Origin of the sequence: Streptomyces caatingaensis (assembly GCF_001187435.1) — a bacterium.
Taxonomy (GTDB): domain Bacteria; phylum Actinomycetota; class Actinomycetes; order Streptomycetales; family Streptomycetaceae; genus Streptomyces; species Streptomyces caatingaensis.
In genome coordinates, this window is sequence record NZ_LFXA01000007.1 from 303,649 (window position 1) to 325,050 (window position 21,402).

The 21,402-nt window shown below is 75.0% G+C and carries 18 protein-coding genes; 8 read left to right on the plus strand and 10 right to left on the minus strand.

Going from position 1 to position 21,402, the window contains the following annotated elements; all coding sequences use genetic code 11:
- Nucleotides 1-131: 131 nt before the first annotated feature.
- Both AC230_RS12505 and AC230_RS12510 read left to right on the plus strand, forming a co-directional pair.
- Complete coding sequence (locus AC230_RS12505) at nucleotides 132-782, plus strand: response regulator (RefSeq protein WP_049716218.1); 651 nt, start codon at nucleotides 132-134, stop codon at nucleotides 780-782.
- A 32-nt stretch (nucleotides 783-814) separates the two neighbouring features.
- Nucleotides 815-2,314, plus strand: a complete 1,500-nt coding sequence (locus AC230_RS12510; RefSeq protein ID WP_241833200.1) for an MFS transporter — start codon at nucleotides 815-817, stop codon at nucleotides 2,312-2,314.
- Between the two features lie 917 nt (nucleotides 2,315-3,231).
- On the opposite strand, the gene AC230_RS12515 is transcribed toward AC230_RS12510, so the two are convergent.
- From AC230_RS12515 to AC230_RS12525, 3 genes are all read right to left on the minus strand, one after another.
- On the minus strand, nucleotides 3,232-4,158 hold the full coding sequence (locus tag AC230_RS12515) for an exonuclease domain-containing protein (protein ID WP_049716220.1): 927 nt from the start codon (nucleotides 4,156-4,158) through the stop codon (nucleotides 3,232-3,234).
- Between the two features lie 164 nt (nucleotides 4,159-4,322).
- The gene (locus AC230_RS12520; RefSeq protein WP_049716221.1) at nucleotides 4,323-5,300 is read right to left on the minus strand and encodes a hypothetical protein; all 978 of its coding nucleotides are present in this window, start codon (nucleotides 5,298-5,300) and stop codon (nucleotides 4,323-4,325) included.
- A gap of 73 nt (nucleotides 5,301-5,373) precedes the next feature.
- Complete coding sequence (locus AC230_RS12525; protein ID WP_198535505.1) at nucleotides 5,374-6,843, minus strand: FAD/NAD(P)-binding protein; 1,470 nt, start codon at nucleotides 6,841-6,843, stop codon at nucleotides 5,374-5,376.
- Between the two features lie 184 nt (nucleotides 6,844-7,027).
- Here AC230_RS12525 and AC230_RS12530 point away from each other — a divergent pair, with 184 nt between their 5' ends.
- Nucleotides 7,028-8,032 carry an NAD-dependent epimerase/dehydratase family protein gene (locus tag AC230_RS12530; protein WP_049716223.1) on the plus strand — a complete coding sequence of 335 codons (1,005 nt, stop codon included), beginning with the start codon at nucleotides 7,028-7,030 and terminating at the stop codon, nucleotides 8,030-8,032.
- A 70-nt stretch (nucleotides 8,033-8,102) separates the two neighbouring features.
- Here the strand turns inward: AC230_RS12530 and AC230_RS12535 are convergent, their stop codons facing one another.
- The 4 genes from AC230_RS12535 to AC230_RS12550 form a co-directional block, all read right to left on the minus strand.
- Complete coding sequence (locus AC230_RS12535) at nucleotides 8,103-8,561, minus strand: MarR family winged helix-turn-helix transcriptional regulator (protein ID WP_049716275.1); 459 nt, start codon at nucleotides 8,559-8,561, stop codon at nucleotides 8,103-8,105.
- 176 nt (nucleotides 8,562-8,737) lie between these two features.
- A complete protein-coding gene (locus AC230_RS12540; RefSeq protein WP_078871180.1) occupies nucleotides 8,738-10,216 on the minus strand; it encodes an MFS transporter in 1,479 nt (492 codons plus the stop codon).
- 105 nt (nucleotides 10,217-10,321) lie between these two features.
- The gene (locus AC230_RS12545) at nucleotides 10,322-11,431 is read right to left on the minus strand and encodes a PP2C family protein-serine/threonine phosphatase (RefSeq protein ID WP_049716224.1); all 1,110 of its coding nucleotides are present in this window, start codon (nucleotides 11,429-11,431) and stop codon (nucleotides 10,322-10,324) included.
- A 78-nt stretch (nucleotides 11,432-11,509) separates the two neighbouring features.
- Complete coding sequence (locus AC230_RS12550; protein WP_241833201.1) at nucleotides 11,510-12,199, minus strand: IclR family transcriptional regulator; 690 nt, start codon at nucleotides 12,197-12,199, stop codon at nucleotides 11,510-11,512.
- A 151-nt stretch (nucleotides 12,200-12,350) separates the two neighbouring features.
- Between AC230_RS12550 and AC230_RS12555 the strand changes: the two genes are divergently transcribed.
- A complete protein-coding gene (locus AC230_RS12555) occupies nucleotides 12,351-12,734 on the plus strand; it encodes an RNA-binding S4 domain-containing protein (RefSeq protein ID WP_049716225.1) in 384 nt (127 codons plus the stop codon).
- Between the two features lie 137 nt (nucleotides 12,735-12,871).
- On the opposite strand, the gene AC230_RS12560 is transcribed toward AC230_RS12555, so the two are convergent.
- Nucleotides 12,872-14,296 (minus strand): MFS transporter, encoded by a 1,425-nt coding sequence (locus AC230_RS12560; RefSeq protein ID WP_049716226.1) that lies wholly within the window; start codon nucleotides 14,294-14,296, stop codon nucleotides 12,872-12,874.
- Between the two features lie 279 nt (nucleotides 14,297-14,575).
- Here AC230_RS12560 and AC230_RS12565 point away from each other — a divergent pair, with 279 nt between their 5' ends.
- The gene (locus AC230_RS12565; RefSeq protein ID WP_078871181.1) at nucleotides 14,576-16,339 is read left to right on the plus strand and encodes an LCP family protein; all 1,764 of its coding nucleotides are present in this window, start codon (nucleotides 14,576-14,578) and stop codon (nucleotides 16,337-16,339) included.
- 22 nt (nucleotides 16,340-16,361) lie between these two features.
- Here AC230_RS12565 and AC230_RS30320 read toward each other — a convergent pair whose 3' ends face one another.
- The gene (locus tag AC230_RS30320; protein WP_078871182.1) at nucleotides 16,362-16,985 is read right to left on the minus strand and encodes a DUF4142 domain-containing protein; all 624 of its coding nucleotides are present in this window, start codon (nucleotides 16,983-16,985) and stop codon (nucleotides 16,362-16,364) included.
- Nucleotides 16,986-17,171: 186 nt separating this feature from the next.
- Entirely contained in the window at nucleotides 17,172-17,957 is a 786-nt protein-coding gene (locus AC230_RS12575; protein ID WP_049716227.1) for a hypothetical protein, read from the minus strand.
- Between the two features lie 504 nt (nucleotides 17,958-18,461).
- Between AC230_RS12575 and AC230_RS12580 the strand changes: the two genes are divergently transcribed.
- The 3 genes from AC230_RS12580 (at nucleotide 18,462) to AC230_RS12590 (ending at nucleotide 21,316) form a co-directional block, all read left to right on the plus strand.
- Nucleotides 18,462-19,523 carry a polyprenyl synthetase family protein gene (locus AC230_RS12580; protein WP_049716228.1) on the plus strand — a complete coding sequence of 354 codons (1,062 nt, stop codon included), beginning with the start codon at nucleotides 18,462-18,464 and terminating at the stop codon, nucleotides 19,521-19,523.
- Nucleotides 19,524-19,685: 162 nt separating this feature from the next.
- A complete protein-coding gene (locus tag AC230_RS12585; RefSeq protein WP_078871199.1) occupies nucleotides 19,686-20,540 on the plus strand; it encodes an ABC transporter ATP-binding protein in 855 nt (284 codons plus the stop codon).
- Nucleotides 20,537-21,316 (plus strand): ABC transporter permease, encoded by a 780-nt coding sequence (locus tag AC230_RS12590; RefSeq protein WP_049716229.1) that lies wholly within the window; start codon nucleotides 20,537-20,539, stop codon nucleotides 21,314-21,316. The genes AC230_RS12585 and AC230_RS12590 overlap by 4 nt, the downstream gene beginning before the upstream one ends.
- The last annotated feature ends 86 nt before the right edge of the window (nucleotides 21,317-21,402 follow it).

Consider the following 21,402-nt stretch of genomic DNA (forward strand, 5'->3'; position numbering starts at 1 on the left):
CGGCCGGAGCGCCGGGGGAGAGGGCGGCCCGCCGCCCGGAGCGGCCCGTACGGGCGAACGCACCTATGCTCGATAAAAGGAGTGACAAGGGGGATAAGGGGACCAAGCGGACCAACGGAAGTGACGAGGACATGGAGTCCGATTCCGGAACGCAGGTGACCGTCGTCGTGGCCGACGACCACCCCATCTACCGCGAGGGCATCACCCGGGGCCTTCAGCTCAGCGGGCGGATCAAGGTCGTCGCCGAGGTCGAGGACGGCGCGGCGGCCCTGGAGGCCATCCGGGAGCACCGGCCGCAGGTGGCGCTGATCGACTACCGGATCCCCACGATGGACGGGATCGCCGTCATCCACGCCACCGTCCGCGACGGGCTGCCGACCCGGACGATCCTGCTGTCGGCGACGACGGACGGCGCCGTGGTCTACCGGGCCGTCCAGGAGGGCGCCGCGGGCTATCTGGCCAAGGACGCCAAGCGCTCGGAGATCGTGGACGCGGTGCTGAAGGTCGCCCGGGGCAAGCGCATCGTCTCCGAGGACCTCTCCGACGGGCTGGTCGACGAGATCCGGCTGCGCGCCGACCGCGACGAGGCGGTCCTCTCCGAGCGCGAGCGGCAGGTGCTGCGCGGTTTCGCCGAGGGCAAGAGCATTCCGCAGCTGGCCTCGGAGCTCTATCTGGGCGCCAGCACCGTCAAGACCCACACCCAGCGGCTCTACGAGAAGCTCGGGGTCTCCGACCGGGCGGCCGCCGTCGCCGAGGCGATGCGCCGCGGCCTGCTGGAATGACGGCGGCTTCCCCGGGCCCCACGACCGCTCCCGTGCGGGGAGCCGGCCGCTGGGCGGTGCTCGCCGTCCTCTGCGCCAGCCTCCTGCTGGTCGCCATGGACGCCACGATCCTCAACGTGGCCCTGCCCTCGCTCATCGCCGACCTGCGGCCGGGCGGCATGGCCCAGTTGTGGATCATCGACATCTACGGCCTCGTCCTCGGCGGCCTGCTGGTCACCTGCGGCGCGGTCGGCGACCGCTTCGGCCGCAAGGCCCTCTTCCTGACCGGCTTCGTGCTCTTCGGCGCCGCCTCCGTGCTCGCCGCCACCTCCGACAGCTCCGTGCAACTCATCGCCGGACGCGTCCTGTTGGGGATCGGCGGGGCGATGGTGATGCCCTCGACGCTGTCGCTGATCCGCACCGTCTTCACCGACCCCCGCGAACGGGCCCTGGCCATCGGCATCTGGGCCGCGGTCGCCGGCGCCGGAGCCTGTGTGGGGCCGCTGGTCGGCGGGGTCCTCGTCGAACGGTTCGGCTGGGCCGCCGCGTTCTGGGTCAACGTCCCGGTCGTCGTCGTCACCGTCCTCGCGGGCCTGCGCCTCCTGCCGGAGTACCGCGCCCCGCAGACCGGACCGCTCGACTGGCCGGGCGCCCTGCTCTCCGTCGCCGGGATCGTGGCCCTCGCCTGGGGCATCAAGCACGTGGCCAAGGGCGGCCCTTCCGTCGCGGACGTGGCGATCCTGCTCCTTGGCCTGGCCCTGCTGGCGTTCTTCGCCCGCCGCCAGCTGTCCGCGCACGACCCCCTGCTGGACGTGCGCCTCTTCCGCAACGGCCCGTTCCTGGCCGCCGCCCTGGCCACCCTGCTCGCGATGCTCGCCATCGGCTCCGCGCTGTTCCTGCTCTCCCTGTGGCTCCAGTACGTCCACGGCTACTCGCCCTCGCAGGCGGGCCTGCGCACCCTGCCGTCGGCGGCGGCGATGCTGACCGGTTCCCTCTGCTCCCCCTGGGTCATGCACCGCCTGGGCGTCCGCACGGTGCTGGCGCTCGGCCTCGGCGCGCTGGTCGCGGCCTTCCTCCTCCTCGCCCTCACGCCGCAGCCGACCACCTATCCCGTCGTCGCCGCCGTCCTCGCCCTCCTCGGCCTCGGCGACGGCCTGGCCATGACCGCCGCCGCGTCCGTCCTCGTCGCCTCCGTCCCGGCCCCCCGCGCCGGCCAGGCCGGCGCCGTCTCCGAGACCGCCTACGAACTCGGCGTCGGCCTCGGCGTCGCCCTCCTCGGCAGCATCCACGCCGCCGCCTACACCCGCCACATGACCCGCCTCCCCCTCCCCGGCCCCGACGCGGCCACCGCCCGCTCCTCCATCGGCGCCGCCGTCGACCTCGCCGCCCACACCCCCGCCCCCACCGGCCCCGCCATCCTCACCACCGCCCGCTCCGCCTTCGACGCCGCCCTCACGACCACCGCCTTCGTCTCCGCCGGCATCGTGGTCGTCGTGACGTGCCTGGTGGTGTGGCTGGTGCCGCGGGGGTTGAGGGTGACGGGCGGCCACTGACGACGCGGCGCGCGGCGCGTCCTCACGCCGCGTGCGGGAAGCGGCCTTCGGCGCGCAAGGTCTCGCACCCGATGAGGGTCAACAACTCCCGTCCGCAGTTGTTGACTTCGTCGCCCGGCTCCGGCTCGGCGAAGGCGGCCGTCAGTGACTCCGAAGCGGTCGTTCTTGTTGCGGGATCCGTCTCTCAGCCAGGTACGGAGCGCCTTGACGGCCTGTCGGGCCGGTAGGTACCCGTCCCGACATGAAGCCACAAGTACAGCGGAATCAAGGCAAGGCTGGGGATCTTCGGCATCTGCCGGCGCTTCTCGAGGAGCAGCAGGAACAACGTGCGCTGATGGGCGGCATGGAGGGCCTTGTCCGAACCCAGTCTCCCTTTCGGTCTACGGGTTGGTTTGTCCAACAGGCCCAAGGCAACCCAGTCGTGTACCCGGCGGGCCGTCGCCTGATGGCCTGCCGCACGGGCGTCGGCGACGAGATCATCGATCGTGCCAGGCTCTGTGATCTCGCTCCATGGGTTCACGCGTTGGAAATTACACCGCTTCGGTTCCCGCCCGAGGCCGTCTCCAGCTCTCCGACAGCAATTGTGCTGCTTACTCTCGGAATTGAGCACGGGAGGGCTTCGCCGGCCTGCTTCTGGCGGTCGGGCCATGGCTCTCCCTGCTCATGAACGCACATCCCGCCCAGGAAGGAAGGCATCGTGGTTGCCGACTCCGGCCCCTCTCCCTCGCACCGTACTCGGCCGCGCGCCAGGCGGACCTGGAAGCGCGCGGGGCGTCGCTACAGCAGGCTCATCGCCACGCAAGTCCTCAAGGGTGCGGCGAGCGCGGCGGGGGCGGCTGTCGTCACCACCGCCGCATGGTGGCTGCGCCGGAGCTGAGATGCGATCAGGGGTGCCGGCGGCTGCCGGGCGGCGGGGATCATCCGCCCAGGCGGCGCAGGAACTCGTCTTCGTCCAGGACCTCGATCTCCTGGCCGGATTCCAGGAGCGCCTGGGCCTTCCTGGCCTTGCCGCTCAGGGTGTCGCCGGGCTTGAGCTGAGTCTGGGAGGCCGAGACGAGGATGGTCGTCCTCTTGGTGACGTTCTTCTCCGGCTGGGCTCCGGCCTCGGCGAGCCTGCGGTGTGCCTCGTCGCGGGTCATCGATGCGAGCGTGCCGGTGATGCACACGGCCGCTCCGTAGAGCTCGCCGTCCGGGTCGGCATCCGGATCGGCATCGGGCAGCGGCGTGCGGGCCCTCGCGCCGCGGCCCTTGTAGTGGCTGCCCTGCCATTGACCCGCCTGCGTCATCCAGCCCCAACGAACCTGATGGGCCGTCAGGAGCATGTCGAGAGAATCAGCTTCGGCGGCGCCCATCGCGGCAAGCATCACCTCGGCCGACGCGGTCGCGTCCGCGCCGGCGTCGTGGTGCTTGTCGAGGACGATTCCGGCGGCGTCGGCGCAGTACGGCAGGCCGTACGAGAGCAGCTTCCAGGTGCGGCGCGCTATGACCTGCGAGCAGGTGAACCGCAGCTCGGGCCAGGACAGGCCGTCGGCGCTGCAGGCGGCTCGTATGACGCCCATGTCGAACCCGGCGTTGTGCGCCACCAACGGGAGGTCGTCGGCGAAGGCGAGGATCTCGCTCAGTGCGGCCTTCCAGTCGGGCGCGCCCGTCAGCATGTCCGGCGTGATTCCGTGGATACCGATGTTGAAGGCGCTGAAGTGGCTCAGAGCGGCGGGCGGCTGGATCAGCGTGCCCCATGTGTCGGTGATGCGACCGTTGACGACCTTCGCCATGCCTACGGCGCACGGGCTGCCCCGGTGCGCGTTCGCGGTCTCGAAGTCGATGGCCACCCAGCTGGAAGACATGCTGTTCACCCTTCCCCTTCAGCCGATCTCGAGGCAAGAGGCGGGTGCCCTTCCGGCCTGGATCTTTCGCTCAGGTCCGGCGGTGTCATGACCTCCGGATCGCGAGCAGCTTAACTGAGCGAAATCGTTCCGGGGGAAGGAGGGGCCAGAGCGGCCACCCGGCCCTACCCCCGCACGTCCTCCCACGTCACCACCGGACTCCCCGCCCGCAGGGCGAAGTCCATCGCGGCGTCCTCGACGGGCCACTTGAGGCGCAGCCAGTTGGGGAGGGTGGCGAGGATGCCGTCGTCGCCGGCGAGGTGCCAGAAGGTGTTGGAGTCGCGGCGGGCGAAGTAGGGGCAGAACAGGGAGACGACGAGGGTGACGCGGCGGCCGCGGGTCACGGGGGTCACCGCGTGGAAGATGCGGCTGCCGTGGAGGAAGAGGGTCGCGCCGCGGGCGCGGCAGTCGGCCTCGCGGATGCGGGGGTCGTGCTCGGTGACGTCGTCGAACTCGCCGGTGCGGCCCTGGAAGTAGGTGAAGCGGCCGCCGTCGTAGCAGTCGCCGTCGCTGAGCTGGATGGTGAAGACGTAGTCCATGCCGTCGTGGTGCCAGCGGACGATCTCCGGACGGCCGTGGCCCTCGGAGTAGTTGATCTGCACCGTGGGGATCCGCAGGGGATGGGGGATCAGCGGGACGCCCACGATGCGGGAGCAGGTGAGCAGGAAGGCCCGGTCGCGGATCATGTTGTTGATGAAGGGGGACATCAGGTCCGCGCTGCGCACGCGCCGCGTGGCGATGAACCGGCTGGTGCCGGCGGCCGGTTCGAGGCGGTCGCAGACCTCGGCGAGGCAGTCGAGCCCCTCGGGGGTCAGCAGCTGGAAGGGACCGACGAGCGCCGTGTCGTCCACCCGCCCGTGCGCGCGCCCCAGTTCGCGCGAGGCGTAGCCGAACTCCTGGAGGGAGACCCGGGGCCCCGCCGCGTCCCGGACGACGTAGTCGCCGCGCCAGCGCGGTTCGCCGGACTGTCCGGGCCCGCGCCGGGGCCTCCTGGCCCGTACGGCGTGGAGGAGCTGATCGACGCCGGTCGCCGTGCGCGGCAGGTTGAGGACGCCGCCCCGGGCCGTACCGCTTCCGCCGCCTCGTGTCCGGATCATCGCCATGAGTCGTCTCCTCCATGGGCAGCACCGGGTGCACCGGATCGCGGCGCCAGTATCCAACGGCCCGCGGCCGGCTTCACAAGGACGCGAACGCGCCACTCCCGGACGCCACGTCCCGGGCGACCGCGCGCGTCTGCCGGGCCACCGTGCGCAGGTGGTTGGCGAAGGGGATGCGCGGGTGCGTGCCGACGCCGGCCACCCAGACCCGCTCGGGCGGCGCCCCGGGCGCCCGGCGGACGCGCAGGGACGGCGTCAAGTGCCGTACGGGTGCGCCCGCCGAGGGTGTCAGGCGCAGTTCGTTCCCGTCGTCCGCCCACCACAGCTCGGGAGGCTCGAAGCCGGTCGCGTTGACGACGTGGTCGAACGTGGAGGCGGTGGCGTCGGGCCACACCACCCGCCACGCTCCGTCGTCGAAGGCCGCCGACCGCGGGTAGGAGGGGGCCAGCTCCAGGGAGCCGGAGCGCAGTTGGTCCAGCAGGCGGCGCGCGTTGACCGCGGCCAGCGCCGTCACGTAGCGGTCGACGAACCACGCGAAGCGGTCCGTCAGCGCCCGCCGCCGCTCCAGGGGCAGGCCGTCCGCGAAGGCCGTGAACGCCTCGATCACGGCCGCGGCGACGCCCGCCCAGGCGCAGGCCCCGGCCTCGGCCAGGGCCGTCTCCTCGGCCAGGCGCCGGACGGGGTCGGCGGCCCGGGACGTCTGCCGGCGCAGCGGGGCGTTCCCCAGCAGCCGGACGGCCTCCACGACGTGGCGCGTCATCCGCTCCTCCAGCAGCGGGTCCGCGGCGTCGAGCCGGGCCAGGCGCTCCAGCGGAGGGAACGCCCGGGGCGGCGCGTGCAGGGAGGTCCGTACGGCGGGCAGGACGCCGGACCGCGACGTCATCGTCGTACGGTGGCCGTCCCGGCACAGCAACAGGGCGGCGTCCACGGCGGATTGGCGGGTGCCGAGCACCAGCACGCGGCGCCCCGTGCCCAGTCGTGCGCGGAGCCGCGCGGCGGGATAGGGGCTGTCGAGGTAGCGGGGGTGCGCCGTGAACTCCGCGAAGCCGTCGGGAACGCGCGGCCGGTGGACGCCGGTCGCGACGACGACGTCGTCCGCCGCGACCCGCTCGCCGGTGTCCAGCAGGACGGCGGGGCGGGGGCCGAGGCGGACCGACCGGACGGACGCCCGCACGTGCCGGACGGCGACGCCCCGCTCCTCGGCGAGCTCGCGCGCCCGCGTCCAGAGGTCGTGGCAGTAGTCGGCCATCCGCGCCCGGGGGACGCAGGAGTCCGGCGCACCCGTCCAGCCGCGCCCGCGCAGGTGGCCGACGAAGTCGTGGGGGCGGTCGGGGAGAAGGGAGTTGGCGTCGGCGGCGCTGTTGCACATCAGCAGGGGCTCGTCCTCGCCGAAGGCCAGGCCCCGGCCGGCGGGGGAGGGGTCCGCGACGACGATCGCGCCGACCGGCGGCCGCCCCGGCGCCTCGCGCAGCGCGTCCACGAGGTGCCGGAACACCCCCGTCCCGGCGACGCCCGCCCCCACGATCACGACCACGCGTCGTTCCGTCACGCTTCCCGCCCCTTCTCCCGAAGCATCCGACGACCCTGTCCACTCCGACGACTTCCGGTGACTTCCGATGACTCCCGGTGGCTCCCGGTGGCTCCCGGTGGCTCCCGATGTGCGAACTCCCCGATTTCGCCCTGAGCATGCGGATCTTCCGCCGGGACGGTCCCGTCGTGCAAGGTCGTGAGGCATGAGGCTACTGATACTGGGTGGAACGGAATTCGTGGGCCGGGCCCTGGCCGAGGACGCGCTCGCGCGGGGCTGGGAGGTGACGGTCTTCCACCGCGGCCGCCACCCGGCCCCCGGGGGCGCCGGCGTGCTGCACGGCGACCGCACGGCCGAGGGCGGGCTCGCCGCGCTCGCCCACGGCGAGTGGGACGTCGTGGCGGACACCTGGTCGGGCGCCCCGCGCGCCGTCCGCGACACGGCGCGGCTGCTGGCCGGCCGGGCGGGCCGCTACGCGTACGTCTCCACGCGCTCCGTCCACGGCGAGCCCGTCCCGGCGGGGGCGGCGGAGGACGCGCCGGTCGTCGAGTCGTCGCCCGACGCCGGCGACATGCCCTACCCGCAGGCCAAGCGCGGCGGCGAACTCGCCGCGCTGGACGCCTTCGGCGACCGTGCCCTGCTGCTGCGCGCGGGGGTCGTCCTCGGACCGTGGGAGAACGTCGGCCGGCTCCCCTGGTGGCTGCTGCGCGTCGCGCGCGGCGGGCCGGTGCCGGTGCCGGAGCCGCGCGACGCGGGTCTTCAGTACATCGACGTCCGCGACCTCGCGTCCTGGAGCCTGGACGCGGCCGCCCGCGGCCTCGGCGGGCCGTACAACCTCATCAGCCGGCCCCGGCACACGACGATGGAGGGACTGTTCGACGCCTGCGTCCGCGTCACCGGCTCGGACGCCGAGCCGCTCTGGACGCCGCCCGGGACGTTCCTCTCGGCCGGCGTCGAGCCGTGGACCGGCCTGCCGCTGTGGCTCCCGGACGGGCCCGTCCGCGAGGGGATCTACGAGGGGAACGCCGAACTGGCCCACGCCGCCGGGCTGCGGTGCCGGCCCGTCGAGGAGACGGTCGCCGACACGTGGGCGTGGCTGCGGTCGGTGGGCGGGCGGGCGCCCCTGCGGGACGGCCTGCCCGGGCCGGGGATGGGGGAGGAGACGGAGGCGCGGCTGCTGGCCGCCGCGGGCGGTGCCGCCGGCGAGTGAGGGGTGCGTCCGCCCCGCCCCGGCCCGTTCCCGCGCAGCGCGCGCCCCCGAGGCGCCCGCCGGGCCGGCCTCACTCCTCCTCGACCAGCCGCGCCAGCAACCCCACCGCCTCCACGACCACCGCCCGCTCCCGGTCGTCCAGTTCCTCCCGCAGCGCCTTCGCGATCCACCCCTCGCGCGTGCGGCGGACCTCCTCCACCTGCCGACGGCCCTCCGCCGTCAGGGAGATGAGCGCCTGACGGCGGTCCGTCGGGTGGGGCGAGCGCTCGACGAGACCGGCGTCCTCCAGGGCGGCGAGGGTCGCGCCCATGGACTGCGGCCGGACCCGTTCGGCGCGGGCCAGTTCGACGGTCGTGGCCGGTCCCCGGCGGTCGAGCCGGCTGAGGACGGCGGCCTGGGACATCGTCACGTCCGCGCCCTCGGACGCCTCGCGCAGCCGGCGGGTCAACTGCCCGGCGAGGGCACGGATCTTCGACGCCGCCTCGCGCAGCTCGTCGGGGGAGGGGGGCTGGTGTTCGTGGGCCGTCACCGGGCCAGAGTACCCGGCGGCCGTCCCGCCGCCCTCCGGACCGCCGCTGGTCGGAGCCCTGCTCCGGCCCCGCGGCGGCGCCGGCGACGGCGCGGCCCGCGGACCGTCCGCGCCCGCCGCGCGCCACGGTCCGCCGGTGTCCGCCGGGCCGGGGTCCGCACCCCCGGCCCGGCCGCTCACCGCCCTCCTCCGGACCGCGCGCCTCCCCCGTCCCCGCCGGGTAGTCCACGGTCCAGCACCGTCGCCAGGAGCAGCAGGACGCCCAGGCCGCACAGCACCGTCGCCGCCGTGTGCAAGCCGCCCGTCGTGGCGCGCTCCCCGTACACCAGGCCGATGAGGCTGGTGGAGGCGACGGCGCCGACGTACTGGGCCGTGCGGAAGAGCCCGGCGGCCGTGCCGGTGTGGGCGGGCGGGGTCTGGGAGTAGAGGGCGGTCTGGTTGGCCACGGAGTTGAGGCCGTTGGGGAGGCCGAAGACGGCGCCGATGAGGACGAGGACGGCGACGGGGGTGGACGGGCCGGTGACGGCGAGGGCCGCCGCGGCCGCGACCATCGCGGCCGTCCCGGCGAGGAGCGGGCCGCGGACGGTCCCGCGCCGCGAGCCCGCCCAGGAACTGACCGCCGCCACCGCGCACATGGGCAGCAGGAGGACGCCGGTGACGGAGGAGGAGTAGCCGCGCTCCTCCTCCAGCCACTGCGTGAAGCCGTACAGGACGCAGTAGATGACGAGGTACGAGGCGCCGTAGCGGGCGTACGTGCGCACCAGCGGCCGGTTGGCGGCGAGCATCCGCAGGTCGATGAAGGGCCGCCGGGCGCGCCGCTCCCGTACCGCGAGGGCGGCGCCGGCGGCCGCGGCGACGGCGAGCAGCGGCCAGTCGGGCCGGCCGTCGAGGCCGGTGAGGAAGAACATCGCGGGCAGGAGAGCGGCCGCGAACAGGAGGACGCCCGGCGGGTCGAGGGCCGTCCACAGTCCTTCCCGCTCGCCGTCCGCGTCCCGCGGCCCGTCGGCCGGCAGCCAGGCGAGCGCCATGAGGAGACCCGCCACCGCGAGCGGGATGTTGACCGCGAAGACCGCCCGCCAGCCGAGCAGGCCCGTGAGCAGGCCGCCCAGGGCCGGGCCGACGGCGGCGCTGCCCAGGGCGGCGACGGTCAGCGCGCCGAGGGCGCCGCCCGGGGCCCGGCCGGCCGCTCCGGCGGCCCGGGCGCGGATCATGGCCATGGCCGCGGGGTAGGCGGCCGACGTGCCGACGCCGGTCAGCACGCGGACGGCGATCAGCTGGCCCAGCGAGTCCGCGAGCAGTCCGGCGACTCCCGACAGGCCGACGAGGATCAGGCCCGTGGCGTAGACGCGGCGGGCGCCCAGCCGGTCGGCGACCCGGCCGAGGGCGGGCTGGGCGACCGCGCTGGCCAGATAGAGGCCCGCGACGAGCCACACGGTGGCCGCCGCGCCGGTGCCGAAGTGCCGGCCGATGGGGACGAGGGCCGTGGAGATCATGGTCGAGTTGACCGGGTTGAGCATCGAACCGACCATCACGGCCGCGACGAACCGGGCCCCGAAGCCGGGCCCGTCGCCCGCTCCCCCTCCCGGCCCCTCATCCGCCCCCTCACCCGTCCCGCCCGTACCGGTGGCGACGGGCTCACCGACGTCGTGGCTCATGAGCGGCCTTCCTTTCCGGGGCGCGCCCGCACCCCACAGAAAGAAAGGTTAGCTTCTAAAAAGGAAACCTTGCAAGGCTTCCTTGCTAGTGGCTCCGCACCCCCGTCAACCCCCCTGCTCCCGGCGGACGACCAGCAGCGCCGCGTCGTCCGCCAGCTCCCCGCCCGCGTGCGCCAGCAGATCGGCGACGAGCCGGTCGGCCAGCGCCGCCGGCGAGCCCTCGGGAAAGGCCGCGAACCGCCGCTCCAGCGGGTAGAAGAGGCCGGAGGCGTCCCGCGCCTCCGTCACGCCGTCGGTGTACAGCAGCAGGACGTCCCCCCTGCCGAGGGGGAAGACCCCGGAGCGGTACGGCCCGGCGGCCAGCTCCCGCAGCGCGAGCGGCGGATCCGCCCCTTCGTCCCCCCGCACCTCGACCGCGGTCACCTCGCCGCCGGAGCGCACCAGCGGCGGCAGGTGCCCGCAGTTCACCAGCTCCAGCGGCCCGCCGGCCGGGCGCGGGACGCCGACCAGCGCCGCGGTGACGAACTCCTCGCCAATCCCGCGCCGGCGCACGGTCGCGTCCAGCCGCCGGGCCACCGCCCGCAGATCGGCCTCCACCTGGGCCGCCTCCCGGAACGTGCCGAGCACGTCGGACGCCGTCTCGACGGCGCCGAGCCCCTTCCCCCGCACGTCCCCGATGAGCAGCCGCACCCCGAACGGCGTCTCCAGCACCTCGTACAGGTCGCCGCCCACGCGGGCGTCCGCCGCGGCGGCGAGGTAGCGCACGGCCACCCGCAGCCCGCCGACCCGCTCGGGCACCGGGCGCAGCAGCGCCTGCTGCGCGGCCGAGGCCACCGAGCGGGACCGCAGCAGTTCGCGTTCCCGCGTCGCCACGAGCACCACGTTCGCGGTGCTGATGCAGGTGATCGCCAGGACCGTGAACGCCGACGTCACATGGATCGCGGCCGGGACCTCCGGGTCGGCGAAGGCCAGCGGCACGACGAGGACCAGCGCCAGCAGCCCCGCCAGCAGGGGCACCCGGGCCCGCCGGGTGCCGGTGCTGGCGAGGACGGGCGCGGTCCCCAGCGCGGGGGAGAGCGTCACCCGGGGGTTGACGGCGAGGTCCGTGGCGATGGCCGCGGCCAGCAGCGCCCACGCGGCGACGACGAGCCCGCGGGCCGGGCGGGGAAGGGCCGGCGACTGCGCCGGTCCGTCGGGGCGGGGAGCGCGCTTCATGGCTGCTCTCCACCCTAGGGACGGCCGGGGGACCCGCAACCGGAGCGCCCGGCCGCGGCCCCGCGGGGCCGCGGCCCGTCAGCGCACCGGGGCCGCCTCCAGCGCCGAGGAGACGGCGCGCGCGGCGTCGAGCAGCAACTCCTCGTTGCCGTGCGCCCGTTCGCCCGTGGCGCGCAGGGCGGTACGCGGACCGGTCAGGGCCAGGGCGGCGACGGGCCGGCCGCCGTCCGGGTCGAGGACGGCCGTGGCCAGCGAGGCGGTGCCCCCGCCCCCTCCGTCGTCCCCGCCGTCGTCGGCGACATGGACGCAGCGTCCGTCGCAGGGTTCGCGCAGGGCCCGCGCCAGGGCGCTGCCGGCGGGGACGATGTCGCCGGTGACCAGCCGCTGGGGCGAGTTGTCCGGGCGGAAGACGTGGTGGATGATCTGGGCCCCGCGCGGGTGTGCCACGGCCAGCAGGACGCTCATGCCGCTGTGCGCGGCGAGGGTGTCCGCCCACGGCATGGCCGCGGACCGGACGTCGTTGCAGTCCGGCCGGCCGCCGGAGCGGGGGAGCGAGCGGAGGGGACCGCCGGGGCGGCACACCCCGGAGCCGGCCTCGTACTCGACCAGTCCTTCCGCGCGCAGTCCGCTCAGCAGGTCGCCGACGGCGCGGTCGGGCAGTCCCAGGGAGGCGGTGAGCTCCTGGAAGGTCACGCCCCGGTCCGGTTGCCGGGCCAGGAGCTTCAGCACGGCGGCCGTGCTGCCGACGGGGGCTCGGTGCTCGGGCATCTGCGGTTCTCCGTTCTGGTCCAGGGCCGTCGGCCGGCCTCGGTCACGGGCTCCCCAGGCTAGAAAGGGGACGGTGGACCGGCGGTCCCCCGACCGGGGGAACGGCCGGGGGACGCGTACGTCCCCCGGCTCCCTGGCTAGAGTCGGGACCATGGTTGAGGACGAAAGCCCCGTACGTGTCGACAGCTGGATCTGGTCCGTGCGGCTGACGAAGACCCGCTCGCTGGCCGCCGCGGCCTGCCGCGCCGGTCACGTCCGCGTCAACGGAGAGCGCGCCAAGCCGGCGCAGACGCTCCGGCCGGGCGACGAGGTACGGCTCTTCCACGCCGGGCGCGAGCGGGTCGTCGTCGTCTCGCGGCTGGTCCGCAAGCGGGTCGGCGCCCCCGTCGCGGCCGAATGCTTCGTCGACAACAGCCCCCCGGTGCCGCCGCGGGAGGTCGCGGCAGCGGTCGGCGTCCGCGACCGCGGCGCGGGCCGCCCCACGAAGCGGGACCGCCGGGAGATCGAGCGCTTGCGGGGCGTTTCGGGGGTGTGAGCTCTCCGCCGGACGGGCTGAATCAGCCCGTCCGGCGCGTGAGGACGAACGCGGCGCAGCCGCGTTGCCCCGCGCGGCAGCGCGCAGAAACTGGGGGCACCCCCTCCGGGGGAAAGGGCGGGGCGGGGAGAACCCCCCTACCGGCGGCGCCCCACCGCCACCACCGCCAGCACCGCGAACGGCATCAACGCCCCCACCCCCCACCGCACCCCCTCCACCCCCGCGGCCCCCGCGAGATGCAGGGCGAGCGTCACCACCGCGATCCCCAACGCCGTCCCCAGCCCCCGCGCCATGTTGACGAGACCACCCCCGGTCCCGGACGAACTCGCCGGGATCGCCGTCATGACGACGGCGTTGTTCGCGGGCGTGTAGACGCCCAGCCCCAGCCCGAGCAGGACGAGCGCCGGCACCAGCACGGGGGCGGCGGTCGGCAGGGAGGCCATGAGCGCCAGCGCACCCACGCACGTGCCCGCGCCCAGCAGACAGCGCGCGCGGTCCGTCAGACCGCGCGGCAGCACGCGGTCGGCACAGGTCGCGCCGAGCGCGAAGCCGACCGGCAGGGACGTGAGGACGCAGCCGGCGACGAGCTCCGAGGACCCCTCGGCCGTGAGGGCCGTCGGCACCAGGACCAGCGGCCCGAAGAGCACGAGGTAGGAGCAGAGCGCGCCGCCCAGCCCCGCCGCCACCGGCCGGCACCGCAGCAGCGCCGGATCCAGCAGCGGCTGTGCGCCGCGCACGAGGTGCCGCCACAGCGCGGCGCCCGCCGCCCCGGCCAGGGCGAGGAGCACGACGACCGCCCACCACGGGAACGGCAGGCCGGAGGCGCCGGAGAGCCCCAGCAGCAGCGCGGTGGTCGTGGTGGCGAGGAGCGCGAGGCCCGTGCGGTCGAAGCGGGCGGCGGCGGTCCGGCTGCGGGTGCGGGGCAGCAGGTAGTGACCCGCCACGAGGGCGACGACGCCCACCGGCACGTTGACGGCGAACACCCAGCGCCAGCCGGCCGCCGACACCAGCGCCCCGCCGACCGTCGGACCGAGCGCCAGCCCCAGCGCCTGGGCCGCCGCCTGGACCCCGAGCGCGGCCCGCATCCGGCCGCGCGGCGCGCTGGTGGTCACCAGCGCCACGCTGTTGGACTGCATCATCGCGGCCCCGGCCGCCTGCACGACGCGGGCGCCGACCAGCGCGGCCAGCGAGGGGGCGAGCCCGCAGGCCGCCGAGGCGGCGGTGAACAGGGCGAAGCCGTAGAGGTAGAGGAGCTTGCGGCCGCGGGCGTCCGAGATCCGCCCCACGGGCACGAGGAGCGCGACGAGCGTCAGCAGATAGGAGAGCGACACCCACTCCACCGCCGCCATCGAGGCGTGGAACTCGCGGCTCAGATCGCGGTACGTGAGGGTGACGATGCTGGCGTCCAGCTGTCCCATGAACGCCCCGAAGCACACCGTGCCCACGGCCAGCCGCCAGGCGCCGGGCCGCTCGCGCACCGCCCGCGGCCGGGCCCGCTCCCGGGTCAGCGCCGCCGGCCACACCCGCGGGCGGGACGGGTGGGCGGCCGGACGTCGGGACATGGGCTCCTCCTCCGCACGTCGCCCGGGGGCGGCCCGCCGGTGCCCCCCTGAGCGCACACTCCGGCACCGCCGTTCCCCGGACCGGCGCCGTCTCCGAAGCTAGCCCGGACGGAGGACGTCCGCGAGCGCGGCCCCCGCGAGACCTGCCGGATCGTCCCCGGCCACGGCCCTTCTCGCCCCGCCCCCGTCACCGCGCCCGCCGTGGCTCGTTGAGCGCACCGGCGGGGAGGGGCCCTCGGGTCCGCCCGCCGGGAACGGGCAAGGCAGGAAGGGCGGGCGATGCGCGACCCCCGCGGCAGGGACGGACAGCAGGGCACCGGGAAGGGCGCCGTCAGGGGCTCCGTCCGGGGTTCCGCGACGGCGGTCAAGGGGTCCGCGCGGGTCGGGGGCCCGGCGCGGGGCAAGGCCCCCGCGAGGGTCAACGGGCCCGCGAAGGCGAAGCGTTCCGCCCAGGGCGCCGCCCGGAGACCCCCGAGGCCCCCCACCGGGACGGCCGCCCCCCGCGGGCCGCTGCGGGAGACCCCCCGGCGCGGCCCGGGCCACCTCGCCCGGATCGCGGTCTGCCTCGCCTCGGCGGTGATCCTGGCGATCGCCGGGACGGGCTGGCTGGCGGGCCACTGGCTCACCAAGGGCCTCACCACCTCCAAGGCGCTGGAGGCCCTGCGCAGGAGCGCGCCCAGGAAGCTCGACGGCTCCGTCAACCTGCTGCTGATCGGCCTGGACAGCCGCAAGGACATGAACGGCGACGACCTGCCCAGGGAGTTCGTCCAGGAAGAACTGCACGCCGGCTCCAGCGCCATCGGCGGCTACAACACCAACACCCTCATCCTCATGCACATCCCGGCGGACGGCGGGAAGGTGACCGCGTTCTCCATCCCGCGCGACGACTACGTCCAGGTCGCCGGCGGCCGCGGCGAGCACAAGATCAAGGAGGCGTACGGGCTGGCCAAGGCCGAGGCCCAGGACCGGCTGGCCGCCCAGGGGCTCAAGGGCGCCGAACTGGAGCACCGCAGCCGGGAGGCTGGCCGCGAGGCCACACTGGCCACCGTGCAGGACTTCCTCGGCGTCCCCATCGACCACTTCGCCGAGGTCAACCTGCTGGGCTTCTACGACATCGCCAAGGTCGTCCAGCCGGTCCCGGTCTGTCTGCGGCACGCCGTCCACGACCGCTTCTCCGGCGCCGACTTCCCCGCCGGCCGGCAGGAGCTGGACGCCCGGCAGGCGCTGGCGTTCGTCCGCCAGCGGCACGGCCTGGCCGGCGGCGACCTCGACCGGACGCACCGTCAGCAGGCGTTCCTCTCCTCGGTCGTCCACAAGCTGGCCTCGCAGGGCGCGTGGGGCGACCTGGGCAAGCTGGAGGGGCTGCTCGACGTCGTCAAGAAGGACGTCGTCCTCGACGACCAGTGGGACCTGCTCGACTTCGCCCGCCAGGCCCCCAACCTCACCGGCGGGAACGCCGAGTTCCACACCCTGCCCATCGCGGGCTTCGCCACCCGCAAGGGGGAGGCGGTCAACCTCGTCGACCCGGTCCGGGTCAGGAGCCTCGTCCAGGAGATGATCGGGCACCCGGGCCACGAGGGTCGCTCCGACAACGCGCACCCCGCCCGTTCGGCGTCCCCCGCCGCCCCGCCGACCACCCCGCCCCCCGTCCCCGCCGACGCCTCCTCGACCACCGTGGACGTGCACAACGCCTCCGGCGTCCACGGCGCCGCGGCGGCCGAGTCCCGTGCCCTGTCCGCCCTCGGCTACACCCCCGGGCACATCGCCAACGCCCCCGGCGGCGTGACGAGCGTCGTCCACGGCCGCGGGGCGGGCGCCGCCGCCCGGCAGATCGCCGCCCGGCTGGGGGTGACCGCGTCCCCGAGCGACACGGTCCCGGCGCGGCGGGTCGTCGTCACCCTGGGCCCCGGCTTCACGCCGCCCGGCCCGGCCGCCCCCGCGACCCCCCACCCGACCGCCACCCCCGGCGCGGACTCCCGGGTGCCGTCCGACGCCTTCCAGGGCCGGTCGGTGCGGATGGGGGGCATCACGTGCGTGGACTGAACCGAGGGGGGACGACGCCGGATTACGGGCGGCGCACCGCCGACGTCTCCGTGCGCGCCGGGACGGCGTGGCGGGCGGAGCCGGTGTGGTGCGTCCGGGAGGGGCGGCGCGGCACGGTGCCCGGCCGGTCCGGCGTCCGCGTCATCATGCAGTCGCGCACCAGGTCGAGGTGCTTGGCGACGATGGGCTGCGCCAGCCTGGCCGCCGCCCGGACGTCGGCCTCGCGGCCGTTGGCCGCCTCGTCCTTCAGCAGGTCCAGCGTCAGGACGTGCGCGGTGTCCTGGGTGCGGAGCCAGAGGCTGTCGTAGGCGGGGGTGCCGGCCTTCTTCCGCAGGTCCTTGAGGGTCTTGTCCTGCTCGTCGCTGACCTTCCGCGGCAGGGCCACGTCCAGTTTGCCGCCCAGTTCCTTGACGCCCTTGTCGAGCTCGGTGTGGTCGCGGACGAGGACCCTGCCGAGCTCGCGCACGCACGGGGACACGGCGTTCTTCTGCGCGTCGGTGCCCGCGGCGATCTCGGCCATGTTGCCCTGGTGCACCGTCTCCAGGAAGGAGTCGTCCCGCGAGTCGGTGGCCAGCGCCGGCCCCGCGGCCCCCGTGACCAGGGTGAGAACGGCCAGTGCCGTCGTGACCCGGTGTCGCATACGCATCTTTCGCTGCTCCGTTCTTCGTCGGCCCGCGCCGCCGCGGCGGCGCGGGCCCGTCCGGCCGAGGGGCGCCGGTCGCGCCCCGCGGAGCTGAACAATGCACCGGGCCCCGGCCCGGGGACCCTTCGGACGCCACCGCTCCGGCCATATGGCGGTGTGCTTTTCGGGCGATCGGGGGTATGGGGCGGCTCAGCGCCCGGGGGCCGGGACGCCGAAGAGCCTGGCCAGCCGCCCGATCTCCTCCCTGGCCTGGTCGATCGTCATGTTCCCGAGCCGGCCCAGCAGCCCCAGCAGTCCGCCGTTGCCGCCGATGGAGCCGTGGTACGGGCCGGACTCGCGGTCCCACCCCGACCCGTGGTGCGGACCGGAACCGTGCTCCCGGCCGGAGTCGTACCGGTCCGGCCTTTGGTGCCACCCCGACTCGTGGCGGCCGTCGGACTCGCGGTCCGGGCCGTACCGGCCGTCCCTGTCGTACCGGCCGTCCCTGTCGAAGCGGCCGTCATCGTCGCGGCCGGACGAGTGGTACGGGTCGGGTTCGTCGGACGGGTCCAGCTCGTCCCGGGCCCGCAGGGCGTCCTGCCGGGCGCAGTCGATCCTCGAACGGTCCGGTGCCGGTGAACCGGCCTGCTGCTGGAGCTCGGAGCGGGCGCCGGCCAGCACGCCGAGCCGCTCGCGCACCGCGCCGCAGACCAGGCCCTGTTCACGGCTGGGCCGGTTCAGGGAGTCGCAGGCGACGACCGCCTCGGCGGCCCGCTGGCCGACGGCGTCCCGGTCGAGCGCCCGCACGGCGTCGGCGGAGACCCGGCGCAGCTCCTCGGGGGTCGCGGCGGCCGGCGGCGCGGTCAGCGGCCGTGCCGCCGGCAGGGGCGCGGGGGCCACGGGCGGGGCGTCGGCGGCGGCCGGGAGGGTGCCCAGGGTGAGCGAGCCGCAGACGGCGGCGGTGAGGAGAAAGCCGGTCCGGAGGGGTGCGTCCATCGGATGCTCCTTGCGAGAGGGGATCTTGACGCCACCCTGCGCCCGCTCCCCACGGCCCGCAATCGGAGGAGGCGGCCGGGCGAACGCCAACTGACGCACCGTCGGCTGGAAATGTCGACCTATCGTCAGCTGCCGCCCCGTCAATTCCGGGGAACAACCCGTACCCGCGCCCTCCACCGGGTCCGCAAGCGCGGCTGCGCCGAACGGGTCGCATGGCCGCCGCGACACGGGCGGTCCACCTCCACCGCCCGGCGCATTGGCCACAAGTCCCAACAACTTCAGGGCTGTTGACCCGGCCTCCCCCGCGAGCGGACCTGTACGCCGACCGCCCGCACAAGAGCCGATGACCCGTAAATCCGACCGCTTGGGCCGGCGTGGTGATCTTCGGCCGCCGTCCGTGCCGGAGCCGGATCCCCGCAGACCGGCCGGTTTAGCTGGAGCCATGGTTGACGAACGGACCGACAGCAGGCGCACTGAATCGCGATACTCGCCGGGAGGTCCCGCATGGCGGGCCTGACGGCGGTGCACCCCCCGGCCGGCGCCGTCGTGGGAACGCTGCTGGACTGGGCGCGGGACCTGATGGAACCCGCCCTGCGGGACGCCGTCACGGCACTGCCCGAGCGGGAGTCCCGCATCGCCGGCTATCACCGGGGCTGGCACGAGGCGGACGGCGGCGCACGCGAGGACGCCTCCTCGGGGCGCGGCGGCGGCAAGGCCGTCCGTCCCGCACTCGTCCTGCTGGCGGCCAAGGCCGTCGGCGCCCCCGCCGCGTGTGCCGTTCCCGGCGCGGTGGGCGTGGAGTTGATCCACGACTTCTCCCTGCTGCACGACGACGTGATCGACGGCGACGCCCTGCGCCGGCACCGCCCGGCCGCCTGGACGGTGTACGGCACGCCGGCCGCCGTGCTGACCGGCGACGCGCTCCTCGTGACCGCGCTGCAAGTGCTCGCGGCGGCGCCCTCCTCCGCCGCCGGCGCCGCCGTGCGGGAGGCGCTGGGCATGCTCGGGGAGCTGATGCGCGGACAGAGCCAGGACGTGTCGTTCGAGACGTCCGGCCGGGTGGCCACCGAGCAGTACCTGGCGATGGCGGAGGGCAAGACGGGCGCGCTGATGGGCTGCGCCTGCGCCCTCGGGGGACTGCTGGGCGGGGCCCGGGAAGACCGGGTCGCCGGACTGCGGGACTTCGGCCGCTGCCTGGGCGTCGCCTTCCAGTGCGTGGACGACCTGCTGGGCATCTGGGGCACGAGCGGCCGCAGCGGCAAGCCCGTGGGGGCCGACCTGGCGGCGCGCAAGAAGTCGCTGCCCGTGGTCGCGGCCCTGGCCGACGACGGCCCGGCCGGCCGCCGCCTCGCCGCCCTGTACGCACAGGCCGATCCCTTCGGCGAGGCCGAGATCGCGCTGGCGACAACGCTGATCGAGGAAGCGGGCGGCCGCGAGCGGACCGAACAGCAGGTGCAGCGGCAGACCTCGGCGGCCATGCGCGCCCTGACACGGGCCGAGCCCGCCGCGGAGGTCTACCGGCAGATGCAGGAGATCGCCGCCCTGCTCACCGGCCGCGACCACTGACGCGAGCACCGACGCGCGCGCCGGCGCGACGACCGCGCGACCGGTGGCGGGCCCGTAACCAATCGGGACGTCACCAGGTTCTCCGCGGAGAAGCGGGCGGCGGCGCGCCGGGCCGCGGCGCCACCGACGGGAACGATGCACGTGAAGCCGGAGGATCTGCACATGAGCGGGCGGGACCACGGCCCGGCGGCCGTCAGCGCGTACGGCCTGCACGTGACCCGCGGGAAGCACATGCTGCTGCACGACATCACCTTCACCGTCCCCCGGGGCGTCATCGTCGGACTGCTGGGCCCCAGCGGCTGCGGGAAGACCACGCTGCTGCGGTCGGTGCTGGGGATCCAGCCCGCCGCGGCGGGCCACGTGCAGGTGCTCGGCTTCCCGGCCGGTTCCCCCGCCCTCTGCTCCCGGATCGGGTACGTCACCCAGGCCCCCTCGGTCTACCCCGACCTCACCGTCCTGGAGAACCTCCACTACTTCGCGGCGGCGCTCGGCCTGCGCGGATGGCGGCGGGAGAACGCCGTGGTCCGCGTGGTGAAGGACGTCGACCTGGCCGACTACGCCGACAAGCACGTCGCCCGCCTCTCCGGCGGCCAGTACTCCCGCGTCTCGCTGGCCGTCGCGCTGCTCGGCGCGCCCGAGCTGCTGGTGATGGACGAACCCACCGTCGGCCTCGACCCCCTCGTGCGACGTGAACTGTGGGGAGTCTTCCGGAGGTTGGCCGACGAGGGGACGACGCTGCTCGTCTCCAGCCACGTCATGGACGAGGCCGACCGCTGCGACCGGCTGCTGCTCATGCGCGGCGGCCGGCTGCTCGCCTCGGCCCGCCGCGACCAGGTCCTCTGCCACACCGGCTGCGGCAGCGTCGAGGAGGCCTTCATGCGCCTGGTGACCGCGGCGGCCAGGGCCGAGGCCGCGCCGCGCCCGGCACGCGCCGACCGCGCCCCGGGCCCCCTGCTCACCGACGTCCTCCCCGACCAGGGCCGGTCGTCGTACTTCGCCACGAAAGCCCGCCTGTGAGCCACGACTTCACCGCCGCGCCCCGGCTGACGGGCCGCCGGCTCCCCTTCTCGCCCGGTATCACCCTGGCCACCGCGCGCCGCGTGCTCCAGCAGATCTCGCGGGACCACGGCAGCACCGCGCTGATGCTCGTCATCCCCTGCATGCTCATGCTGCTGCTGAAGCTGATGTTCAGGGACGTCGAGAGCACCTTCGAGCGCGTGGGCACCCAGGTCTTCGGGATCTTCCCCCTCGTCGTCATGTACCTGGTGGCGTCCGTGTCCACCCTGCGCGAGCGCACCTCGGGAACCGCCGAGCGGCTGCTGACGATGCCGGTGCAACGGCTCGACATCGTCCTCGGCTACAGCCTGGCCTTCGCCTTCCTCGCCCTGCTGCAGGCGGTCCTGGCGACGCTGCTGGCGGTCGGCCCGCTCGGGCTGCACATCAAGGGGCCGGCGTTCCTGCTGATGGTCGTCGCGATGCTGGGCGCCCTGCTCGGCCTGGCCCTGGGCCTGCTCGTCAGCGCCTTCGCCCGCAACGAGTTCCAGGCCGTCCAGTTCCTCCCCGCCGGCATCCTGCCCCAGTTCCTGGTGTGCGGACTGTTCGTGCCGAGGGACGAGATGAGCGGCGCCCTCGACGTCCTGGCCGGGATGATGCCCATGACCTACGCCGTCCAGGCCGCCCGGGAGGCGGCCACCCACGAGGGCGTCACGGGCGTCTTCGTCCGGGACGCCGTCGTGGTCCTGCTGTGCGTCATCGGCGTCCTGATGGCGAGCGCCGCCACGTTCAAGCGCTGAGGATTCCAGCGCTGACGAAATTCCGGCCGCACGACGGCGGGTGGGGCACGGCCGCTGCCGTACCCCACCCGCCGTCGTGTACGGGG